Here is a 10955-nt window from a genome sequence, read left to right as displayed (position 1 = left end):
GCTGCAATTCCCGCAACAGCGTGTCCTTCTCGCGAACGCGCTCTTCGATCGAGCGCGCATCTTCGGTCTCGCCATGGGCCGAGACGTCGACCAGAGCCACCAGCCGGAAGCAGGCTCTGCCATTGTCATCCTCAATGACGTTGGAATAGACGTCGACGATTGCAGGCTTGTCCTCGGCCCGCTCCAGTCGGAAGGTACCGACGAAATCGGTTTCGTCGACCACCGCACTTGATAGCGCGCGATCCTTCTGCTGGTGCAGGCCGATGCCGGAAAGTGCCGCCCAATGCTTCTGGGCGAGCTTGGCCGCCTTCAGACCGGAGAGTTTCTCGAACTCCGGATTGGCATAGACGACACGTTCCTGCCCGCTGACATCCGAAACGGCGATTGCAATTGGCACCTGGTCGAGGAACTTCTTGAANTGTTCGCTTTCCAGCGCGCTGGCAAGGTCCGGCGTTTCGAGCAACTGCTCGACCGTCTCCGCCTTATCTGAATTCGATGTCATCTGCTCATCCAGGAATTTTCTGAGGCCATCAATATCAGCGAAGTATTGCGCGGGCTATCGCCAAAGCGGCATTGCCACTGGCACAATGAGCAGGCCGGCACCAGCCTGGTCTCACGCAACGGTAGCGCCATGGAGCGCGGTCGATACCGAAGACCGGTAGGTGATGAAATACTGGTCGCGATGCGCCTGGCGGCCTCGACGGCCGCTTTCGACTGCCCGGCATTGAACAGCGCACGCTGAGCCCGAAGCGCTGGGGCAACGAGACCTGCGGAGCCGAGCTACGACGTGGCGCGCAGGTTCCTGCGGATGGGCCGCCTGCCCGTTGCCCGGGCTTTCTCGGCCACCACGGCGGCGATCTCCACCACCTCGCCCTCGCGCTGTCTGCCGTTGGTGGCCTTGTGGAGCCGCTCGTAGGGCAGCAATTCCTTGATCCGCACATTGAGGGAGGCGATTTCGGCCCGCAGATCCTCGCATTCCTGCCGTTGGACATCCCGTTGTATGTCTTCCGACGCCTGCTGCAACGTGAGCTGCGAAAGATTGGCGTTCGCCCTGGAAAGGCTCAGCTTGTCGGCTTCGTTCTCATCCGTGAGCGCGGACAGTCTTTCATCGGCGATCTTCTTTTCGGCCACTGCGTCGTCCAGCTCGGTCTTGAGCCTGGCCATCTCGGCGGCGGCCGCGCTGTTCTCGTTCGAGACCCGCTCCAGCCGCGATTCCAGGTCTTGTATCTCGGAACGCAATCCGCGCATTTCCGTCTGGGCGCGAGCCCGTTCGGCTTCCCAGTCGCCTTCCATCATGCTGGCCGACTCGGTCTTTTCCGCCAGCTTGGCCTGTGTGGCCTCGAGCGCCTTCTGCAGCCGGATCTCCTCTTTCTCGCTCTTGCCGAGCGCCGCCATCAGTTCGGCAAGCCGCGCCGCTTCGCTGGCGTGGATTGTCGAAAGCTCGTCCAGCCTGTGGCGCGCCTGGGTCTCCCGCTTCAGCACCTTGTCGAGCTCGGCCGAGAGGCTGACATGTTTTTCCCGCAGCATCTTGCTCTCGCGCAGGCGCCTGTTGGCTTCGACCGTCCTGGCCGTCAGCCGGTTGGCGATGTCGCCGAATTCGGCGTCGCGTTTGGCGCTGGCATTGGCCGTCTCCGTGAGCTCGAGCCTTACCGCCGCAAGCGTTGCGCGAAGCGTCTCCCGGTCCTGGACCAGGCTTGTCTCGCGCTGCTGCAGCAATTCGCACGCGCCGTCACGCTCGCGCAGCTTTGCCGCCGTGTCGTGCAGCTTGTCCGACAGCGCTCTTTGCTCCGCGATCAGGCCGGCGTTCGCGAGCTCCAGCTCGTTGGCGCGAAGAATGTCGGTGTGGAGGATGTTGAGGAATTCGCGCGTCAGATGGTGCGAGGTCGAGATCTCCGACAGTTTGCCGTTGATCTCATCCAGATAATCCCTGGCGTCGTGGAACATCCCTTCGAAGGCATTCAACGCCGCCAGCCGGGTCTGGGCGTGGGGGGTCAGTCGTGGCGCGGTTTTGGCGGTTTCGGCATTGCCCGCGTCATCCGAATTGTCCGCGGCATCCGCATAATCGGCATCGACTTGTGGCGGCGAGGCATCGGCGCCTGACTCGGCATCGGGGACACCGTCGCCCTTTGGCGGTGACTCGAATTCGCTATCAAGGCTGGCATCCAGGGCGTCCGCAAGATCGTCCTGCAACTCCTGGAGGGCGTTATCTACATCTTCAGCACGCTTGATCAGGCTCTTGAAGTTCATACGGAACTCCCTCTTACGCAACCAAAACCGGATATTTAACAAACTGCTAATATGTATCCTTACATCCGCTTATTCCGCAGGGGAAGCCCCCGGTGGAAAATGTAAATTTTCGACATTGGCGATCTGGATGCCGCGGCAGCCGGTGCCAAGCCTCCGGCGCGGACCGTGGCGTTCGCGACGGTGTGAACGTGGTGTGCGGCCTGATATGGTGTCGGCAAACGGTTTGCAGGTCGAACGGGAGGGCGTGGAGATGTCGATCAAGGTGATCGGAACCGGCTTCGGCCGAACGGGCACGGATTCGATGCGCGAGGCGCTGACCATTCTCGGCTTCGGCCCCTGTCATCACATGCATGAAGTGAATGGCAACGAGGAGCAGAAACGGATGTGGCGCGCGCTGGCCCAAGGTGCCACGCCGGACTGGAACCAGCTGCTCTCGGGCTATGTCTCCTGTCTGGACTGGCCCTCGGCATACTACTGGCGCGAACTGATCGAATTCTATCCGAATGCCAGGGTGATCCTGACCTACCGTTCGGCCGAAAGCTGGTGGGAGAGTTTTGAGAAAACGATCGCGGCGGGACTTGAGCAAAGCGTGGATCGGGAATCGCTGGGCCTTGCCCTGATCGCCAGGCAGGTATTCGGCGGCCGGCCCGGCGATCGAGCGCATGCCATTGCCTGCTACGAGGCCAATGTCCGTGCGGTGTACGCCGGGGTACCACCGGAGCGGCTGCTGGTCCATGCCCTTGGCGATGGCTGGGAACCACTGTGCACCCATCTTGGCCTTGCGATACCGGATCAGGACTATCCCAATCGCAACAACGCGACGGGCTTCAGGTCGAGATTTTCGCTGAACTGATCTGGACGAATACCGGCGGGGCCGGCCCGGCAAATCCGGGTTCCTCGCCCCCTGTGGAGTGGGGCGAGGAAAAAGCGCGGCGTTTTTACCCCGCCATGGCGAGCGGCACGGCGCTCTTGTTGGGGATCTGGATGTCGATTTCCAGCGTCGACATGGTCTCGCCGCGATCCATCGAGACCTGGAGATAATCCTGGTCGATCTGCACATGCCTGGCGATCACAGCCATGATCTCCTCGCGCAGGATGGAGACGAGATCGGGCTGGCCACGGCTACGGCGCTCATAGGCGAGCAGCACCTGCAGCCGCTCGCGCGCCACCGGCGCGCTGGTGCGCCGCTTGAAGAGGTCGAGGATGCTCATGCGGCCCTCCTTCCGAGCAGACGGTCGAGAAAACCCTTGCGTTCGAAGGGCACCACCACCGGCAAATCTTCGCCTTCGAGCCGCCTGGCCGCTTCGAGATAGGCCTTGGCGGCGTTGTTGAGCGGCTCCGACAGCGTCACCGGCGAACCGAGATTGGAGGCCCTGAGCACATCCTGGCTTTCCGGGATGATGCCGAGCAGCGGCACCGACAGGATTTCCAGCACGTCGTCGATCGAGAGCATTTCGCCGCGCGCGGCCCGCGCCGCGTCATAGCGCGTGACCAGTACGTGCTTGGCGATCTGCTCGCCCTGTTCGGCGCGCATGGTGCGGGCGTCGAGCAGGCCGATGATGCGGTCGGAATCGCGCACCGACGACACTTCCGGATTGGTGACGATGACGGCCTCGTCGGCAAAGCGCATGGCGAGCTGCGCGCCGCGCTCGATACCGGCCGGGCTGTCGCAGAAGACGTAGTCGAAGACCGATCGCAGCTTGTCGATCACCTCGCCGACGCCCTGCTCCGTCAGCGCATCCTTGTCGCGCGTCTGCGAGGCCGGCAGCAGGAACAGCGTGTCGACGCGCTTGTCGCGGATCAGCGCCTGCGACAACTTGGCTTGACCCTGGATGACGTTGACGAGGTCGAACACCACGCGCCGCTCGGCGCCCATGATCAGGTCGAGGTTGCGCAGGCCGACGTCGAAATCGACCAGCGCCACCTTCTTGCCGGTCTTGGCGACCGCGGCACCCAGCGCGGCCGTCGAGGTGGTCTTGCCGACGCCCCCCTTGCCCGATGTGACGACCACTACCTTGCCCATGGAAAAAGCCTCCGTTGCCTGTTGTCGTTTGTTATGCCGTGCACCGCACGGTCAGAGCCTGCCATCATGCCATCCCAAGCCGGTCCGAAGCTTGCGCATGGCGATCTTGCCTCGGCGCTTGTCCGGACCGGAACCGTGAAACCGGGCGTCAGCATCGCGCCGCCCTAGTTCAAGGGCACGACGGCGAGCATGTCGCCTTCGAGGAAGGCCTGCACGGCCTTGCCGCGCGAGACGCCTTCCATCTCCTCGGCGGTGGTGTACCAGCCGTCGACCGAGATCAGCTCGGCCTCGTTCCTGCGGCAGAAGATGCGCGCCGACCGATTGCCCTGCGAGCCGGCGATGGCGCGGCCGCGCAGCGTGCCATAGACATGGATCGAGCCCGCCGCGATGATCTCCGAACCGGACGCGACCGAGCCCAGCACGATGACATCGCCATGCGGGTGGAAGATCGACTGGCCCGAGCGGATCGGCGACTTGACCATCAGCGTGCCGGCCTGGACCGCTTCCACCACGCCGGCTTCCGCCGCCTTGGCAGCCTTGCCCTTGCCGGCCTCGGCCTTGATTTCGACCGGCTTGCCCTCTTCGGGCTTGCCGGCATCCTTGCCGCGATCCGAGAACACCGTCTCCAGCTTGCCGGCTTCTTCCAACGCCTCCGCCTTGCCCTTGCGGCCGGAAAGCAGGCCGTCCGAAGTCGCCTCCTTGGCGCCGGTCAAAAGCGGCGGCAGGTCAAGCCCGAGCGAAGCCCCTTCGAGCTCGATCGCATAGACCCGGATGCCGCGCGCGCCAAGCGAAGCGACCAGCAGCGCGGTGTCGGCGACCTCGGGCTTCAGCACGTTCAAATCGAGCACCACGGGGCGCCCGGCAAAATACCCCGGCGAATTGCCGATCCAGTGATCCAGCCCCTCCAGCCACGCCGAAATCGGCGCCTCCGGCGTAAGCGAAAAGGCCACGAAAGAACGGGCGCGAAAACGAATGGATTTTGTTTCGACGGGGGCGGCAAAGGTCACGGCCAGCGAATCCTTACTGAGAGGTAAACGCTAGGTGGTTAATGGTTAACGAATGGTTAACGGGGGAGGAATGGAGAGGCGGCGGGGCAGGTCCAGCCAAGCTGGTTCAAGAATCAGCAACGCACCCCGTCGCGATTTTTCCTGCCCCTTCTCCAGACCCGCCCTTCGATCTAAGCTCAGGCTAAAGTTTAGGATCGAGCAGAGAAGGCTTGGCGGCAGAGTGAACTATCGACACGCATTTCACGCAGGAAATCATACGGAAGTTTTCAAACACGCAGCGCTGACACTCATCTTGGAGCATCTGCTGCAGAAGCCAATGCCTTTCGCAGTGCTCGACACCCATGGCGGGGTCGGAATCTATGATGTCACTTCCGAAGAAGCTGTCCTTACAAAGGAGATGGACGCCGGGGTTGGGAAGGTGTTTGGCAAGACGCTTGTCTCTGCACCTATGTATCTTAAAGCCATAAATGCTCTTAATAACCAATCTCTTAGAATTTATCCCGGGTCACCAGAGCTAATCAGGCATTCTCTGCGGGACAAAGATCGACTTATTGTATGTGAATTGCATCCGAAGGACGGAGCCAGATTAAAAGAGCGGTACCGGAAAGATCGTCGAGTTTCGGTGCATCAGAGGGACGGTTACGAGGCAACTGGAGCTATGTTGCCGCCTCCAGAACGGAGAGGACTGGTCTTTATCGACCCTCCATTCGAACGGCAGGACGAAATTGAGCAGATCGCAATTGCGCTTCAGACTGGATTCCGCAAGTGGGCAACGGGAATTTACGCAGTTTGGTATCCCATAAAAGATAAGATAGTCGGAGACCGCATCGCCCATTCATCTCTTGAAGCCGGATTTACAAACGTTCTCCGAGCTGAACTCTGCCCTTACCGGCGAGACGGTGTCGTTCTAGCCGGCAGCGGTCTGGTCATTTGCAATCCTCCTTGGCGGATCGACGAAGGACTTCGGCGCCTTTGTAAGGAACTCATTGTGCTGTTGGGTGGAAAGGGAGCTTCCTGGTCGGTAGAGCCCGTATCTGGCTCATAGCGCAACTTCAGTGCACCCTGTCGGTGGGCTGAGGCTCGTCACTCTCGATCGCGTGTATAACGGCCATAAGATCACGCCATTTGTGGCACGTTGCCAAGTGCCCACTTGCGAGTGCCCGGTCAGCTCTTGCATCCATAAGCTCCAATGCGCGATCGGAGCCGAGACGTCGCATCAGGTTCGCGCCTCGATGCCATGTGGAGCGATTAAAGCCGTAGTCATGAAGACGCGACGTTTTGTCCATAATCGACTCGATCGTTATGTCGTAATTCCCTACCCTGATTTTCGTTTTCTTCCGCTTCAAGTGGTCACCGTGCATGTCACGAGCCAATCGAATATCCTCTGTATAACGAATCGCCAATTATCGCCAAAAGCGCCTAATCGAGCTAGCCTGGTGCGGGGCAAGAAGCGGAGCATGAGGTGCCACTAGTTCGGCCAAGAGAGAGCGTGGTGGCGCATGATACACCGGCGGTGGCGACCTCGCTCAAGCCAATTCACACCCCGCGAACTCACTGGGACTTTATCTGATGCTGGCCCGCGCACCAAGAGCCTCGACTAGCGAGCGCAGACCTCAGTTGCCGTTGCGGCTGAAAGAGCAGCTTGCGCTTTGCAGTCAGTATCCCGAGCGCGTGCTGTTTCTCGACATTGAGACAACCGGTCTGAGTCATCACTACGACGAGATTACCGTCGTTGGTTGGTCAATTGGTGGCCGCGCCTCCACGATGATTAAAGGCGAGAGTCATCAGAGACTGGTGGAGGATGCCAAGGAGGCGCTCGCCCTGGTGACATTCAATGGCATTCGGTTTGACCAGCGCTTCATCCGACAGGAGTTCCCGGACGTTACGCTGCCCCCGCATCACATTGACCTGATGTATCTTTGCCGCCGGGTAGCTCTCACGGGAGGCCAAAAGGCAATTGAGAGAGAACTTGCGGTTGCGCTGCGAGGCGAGATTGCGAATGTCGATGGATTTGCCGCAGTCTTGCTATGGCATCGCTATCTCCGCGGGGACATAGCCGCATTGGAAACCCTTGTCCGATACAATCGCGCCGATATCGCGGCCATGGGTGCCATCTTCGACCACGTGATCGACAGGCTGGGGATCGAACCGGACCTGTTCCTAAGCCGCCCTGTCTTTAAGGACTGGGCAGCGCCAGCGGGGTGGATCGACATTCCGCAATTCGGCACCGCCGCAGCCGACCTTTCGTCAGCCCCCGATTTTGATCAGTTGCTTGGAGGTAGCCTGGCGGAAGGCGCCCGCGTGGTTGGAATTGACCTGACGGGCTCAGAGGCTCGGGGGTCTGGCTGGTGTTTGCTGAACGGCAAAGAGGCTTCCTTCAAGACCGTCTTCACCGACGAGGAAATCCTCCAGCACACGCTCAGCAGTCATCCAGATTTGGTTTCAATAGACTCCCCACTATGTCTTCCCGCAGGGCGAACAAGTGTTGAGGATAGCGACCCGGGTAGAGTGCGCTTTGGTATTATGCGCGAATGCGAGCGCGAACTGAAGAGGCGCGGCGTCAATGTCTATCCTTGTCTGCTGCCTAGCATGCAGAAACTGACGGCCCGAGGGATTCGCCTTGCTAGGTCGCTTCGAAGGCTGGGCGTTCCGGTCATTGAAAGCTACCCTGGCGCGGCGCAGGATATTATGCGCATTCCGAGAAAGGGCGCCGGTGTCGAATGGTTGAAACTGGGTCTCACGGATTTCGGCGTGATCGGCGACCTAAGCAGCGCCTCGCATGATGAACTTGACGCCATTACCTCAGCCCTAGTCGGCTCGTTTCACTGGGCAGGTCTTGTTGAAGCTTTAGGAACATCCGAGGAGCCGCCGTTGATAGTCCCGAAGCTCGACGGGAAAACCCATCCCTTCATCATTGGCATTAGCGGGCCGATTGCTGCCGGCAAGACGACAATGGCGAGAACGCTTGAGAAAATGGGCTTTGCCTATACGCGTTTCAGCCTAGTTATCGATGATGAGTTGCGGGCTCAGGGTCAACCACTCGACAGAAAGCATCGACAAGCACTTGGCAGCGAGATCAATCGAACCGGCCGGCAGACATGGTTGGCTGAGCGCACACTTTCGCGAGTCGGCGAGGCGTCAGCCATTGTCGTAGATGGGCTCCGGTTTCCCGAAGATCACGCATTCCTTGCCGAACGTTCCGGCGGAAGTTACGTCCATATCTTCGTTGACGCGGACGAGGGCAAGCGCCGACAGAGATATTTAGCCCGCAGTTCCGATAAAGATTTCGATGCTGTGGCCAACTCAGATGTTGAAAGCCAGGTAGAATCCATGCGTTCTCTGGCGCATTATGTGTTCCCGAACGAGGGATGCAAAGACGAAATCGATCCGTGGGCGGCGGAACTCGCCGCGCAGATTAAGGAAAGCAGATGCCAGTTTCCATCGTAATCGGCGGCCAATTCGGCTCCGAAGGGAAAGGGAAGATCGCCCTTGAAATTGCAAGACGCAGTGACGGCCCCGTTACCGTAGTCAGGGTCGGTGGGCCGAACTCCGGCCACACCGGATACGATCGTGCTGGGAAGAAATGGGCGCTCAGGCAGTTGCCTGCAGGGTGCATTGATCGCAACGTAGATGTTGTCTTTCCAGCGGGCTCTTATATCGATATCGATGTACTACTTTATGAGATCGATGCGCTGAAATATCCTAAACGCCGGATCTTCATAAGCCCGAATGCCCGTATTATTACTAGGGAACATCGGACTTGGGAGCAAGAAGCAGGCATAATTGGGTCATTGGGTTCTACAGGCTCTGGCGTGGGCGGAGCCGTTATGGCCTCGGTGGCGCGCGGGGCTACAAATTTTCCTCTAGTTTCGGTTGGCGCCGCAGATTTCGCCCCCCTTCACAGGCTCATCCGCGACTGCACAACAGTCCTTAGAGATAAACTCAATCGAGGAGAGCGCATAGTAATTGAAGGCACTCAGGGCTTCGGCCTTTCACTCCTTGATGGAGGCTATTGGCCCAAGGCGACGGCTCGCACTACGACGGCGGCCGGAGCGCTCTCCGAAGCAGGACTGAGCCCGTTAGACGTAGATGACGTAACGATGGTAATCAGATCCTACCCAATAAGAGTCGCTGGCGAATCCGGACCTTTGGTCGACGAAACGAGTTGGAATGCGATCGCCGAAAGAACTGAAAAAAAGTATGACATCACTGAGTATACTACCGTAACCAACAAACGGCGCCGCGTGGGGAAATTTGATCCAGAGCTAGTCATTCGAGCACTTGCTGCCAACCACCCAACGACGCTCGTAATGAATCATCTCGACTACGTAGGAGCAGAGACGGATCTTCAAAATTCGAATAGTGACCTCTCACGCTTTATTCGGGATGTGGAAAATAAGATCAACCGACGAGTGGATTGGTACGGCTTTTCTCCGATCAATTTAACCACAGCACAGATACACGGGCGTTCGAATGGACTTCGATGATGATGTTGTACGAGAAATAGTATCCCGCCAGCGCGCTGAGGGGCTAGCAAACAATTATAGGGGAGAAAAGGATACTTTCACTGATATTCCACCCTCGCTGCTATCGGCGTCCGACATTAAGAGATATGTCGAAAAGACCGGTCTAATTTCGCCATTTTGTATTGGCGGAGGGAACCGATCTCGGCTCAAGAAGGCTTCTTATGAAGGACGCATAGGTGATTGCGCGTATGTATTTCCGAAAGACAGCAACGAATTTGTTAACATCCTTCAAGTAGAAAAACCCCTTCTCGTTAAGGCAAACTCAATCGTATTTGTAGAATGCGATCTTGATTTTCGGCTTCCACGAAATATTGCAGTTAGATTTAATCTTCAGATTATGCACGTTCACAGAGGTCTTCTGTTAGGAACAGGCCCGTTGGTCGACCCCGGTTACTGGGGAAAGCTTTGCATCCCATTGCACAATCTAACAAATGAAGATTACGAGATTCCATTAGACGAGGGATTGATTTGGGTCGAGTTCACCAAGACGACGTCCGACAACGATCTCGGGCGTATACCCCTAAGGGAGACAGAACGACAGCATTGGGATATAAGAAAGTTCATTTTGAAGGCTTCGAGACAGTTTAACCTTGATAGACTTCCTATCGGCATCCGAAGCTCCATTCCGGATAGCGCGACAAAAGCAGAAGATTCGGCAAACAAGGCTGCTCGAGATGCCGAATTGGCGTCAAAACAAGCGCTAGAGGCGAAGAAATCGTCGGATTTTTCAAGGAACGTAAACTCAGCCGGCGTCTTAATCACAATATTGACTATCGCTGGCCTTTGGGCATCATTCTATTTTGGTACGCGATCCGATATAAATGAAGTTTCCTCCAGGGTTGCCGACTTACAAAAAGAGATTTCATCCATAAAAGAGGCAATACAACCATAAAACGCATCAGATATTTAGGTTTAACGCTGAATGCAAAATAGATACTCGGGAGATATTGGGGATTATATAAAGCTTGCATTGCTTAGGGAGCTCGGCAAGTCGCATAATGTTGGAGTAGCTTGGTATTTATATCCTGACGAGTCTCACAATGGTGACGGCGGGCATACGTCATACTTAGCTAATCCTGGCTTTTGGAGACCGCTTGATCCTTGGCTATTTGATCACCTATCGCAGGTCGTACATGGCAACAGATCAGTGCG

10 protein-coding genes are annotated in these 10955 nt (G+C 57.9%); 5 read left to right on the top strand and 5 right to left on the bottom strand.

What is annotated here, in order from left to right; all coding sequences use genetic code 11:
• Both M653_RS0116200 and M653_RS0116195 read right to left on the bottom strand, forming a co-directional pair.
• A partial coding sequence (locus M653_RS0116200; RefSeq protein ID WP_027144296.1) for a PAS domain-containing protein occupies positions 1-502 on the bottom strand: 502 nt, incomplete at its 3' end.
• Between the two features lie 278 nt (positions 503-780).
• Entirely contained in the window at positions 781-2247 is a 1467-nt protein-coding gene (locus tag M653_RS0116195) for a hypothetical protein (RefSeq protein WP_027144295.1), read from the bottom strand.
• A 127-nt stretch (positions 2248-2374) separates the two neighbouring features.
• Between M653_RS0116195 and M653_RS0116190 the strand changes: the two genes are divergently transcribed.
• Positions 2375-3100 (top strand): sulfotransferase family protein, encoded by a 726-nt coding sequence (locus M653_RS0116190; protein WP_245262163.1) that lies wholly within the window; start codon positions 2375-2377, stop codon positions 3098-3100.
• A gap of 85 nt (positions 3101-3185) precedes the next feature.
• On the opposite strand, the gene minE is transcribed toward M653_RS0116190, so the two are convergent.
• From minE to minC, 3 genes are all read right to left on the bottom strand, one after another.
• The gene (minE, locus tag M653_RS0116185) at positions 3186-3458 is read right to left on the bottom strand and encodes a cell division topological specificity factor MinE (protein ID WP_027144293.1); all 273 of its coding nucleotides are present in this window, start codon (positions 3456-3458) and stop codon (positions 3186-3188) included.
• Complete coding sequence (minD, locus tag M653_RS0116180) at positions 3455-4270, bottom strand: septum site-determining protein MinD (RefSeq protein WP_027144292.1); 816 nt, start codon at positions 4268-4270, stop codon at positions 3455-3457. Before minD ends, minE begins: the two co-directional genes overlap by 4 nt.
• Positions 4271-4434: 164 nt before the next feature.
• Positions 4435-5277 carry a septum site-determining protein MinC gene (gene minC / locus M653_RS0116170; protein ID WP_027144291.1) on the bottom strand — a complete coding sequence of 281 codons (843 nt, stop codon included), beginning with the start codon at positions 5275-5277 and terminating at the stop codon, positions 4435-4437.
• Positions 5278-5497: 220 nt separating this feature from the next.
• Between minC and rlmJ the strand changes: the two genes are divergently transcribed.
• The 4 genes from rlmJ to M653_RS1000000136740 all read left to right on the top strand — a co-directional run bounded on the left by rlmJ (position 5498) and on the right by M653_RS1000000136740 (position 10695).
• Positions 5498-6322, top strand: a complete 825-nt coding sequence (rlmJ, locus tag M653_RS1000000135650) for a 23S rRNA (adenine(2030)-N(6))-methyltransferase RlmJ (protein ID WP_198028788.1) — start codon at positions 5498-5500, stop codon at positions 6320-6322.
• A gap of 524 nt (positions 6323-6846) precedes the next feature.
• Positions 6847-8724: a ribonuclease H-like domain-containing protein gene (locus M653_RS1000000134975; protein ID WP_051442692.1), complete on the top strand. Its 1878-nt coding sequence runs from the start codon at positions 6847-6849 to the stop codon at positions 8722-8724.
• Positions 8706-9764, top strand: coding sequence for an adenylosuccinate synthetase (locus M653_RS1000000136745; RefSeq protein ID WP_156938207.1), 1059 nt, complete (start codon positions 8706-8708; stop codon positions 9762-9764). Before M653_RS1000000134975 ends, M653_RS1000000136745 begins: the two co-directional genes overlap by 19 nt.
• Positions 9751-10695, top strand: coding sequence for a hypothetical protein (locus M653_RS1000000136740; protein ID WP_156938206.1), 945 nt, complete (start codon positions 9751-9753; stop codon positions 10693-10695). Before M653_RS1000000136745 ends, M653_RS1000000136740 begins: the two co-directional genes overlap by 14 nt.
• The last annotated feature ends 260 nt before the right edge of the window (positions 10696-10955 follow it).

Source organism: Mesorhizobium sp. WSM3626 (assembly GCF_000513935.1).
Classification (GTDB): Bacteria; Pseudomonadota; Alphaproteobacteria; order Rhizobiales; family Rhizobiaceae; genus Mesorhizobium; species Mesorhizobium salmacidum.
Note: the sequence above shows the minus strand (reverse complement) of the source record. Positions and strands in the feature narration are given on the sequence as shown.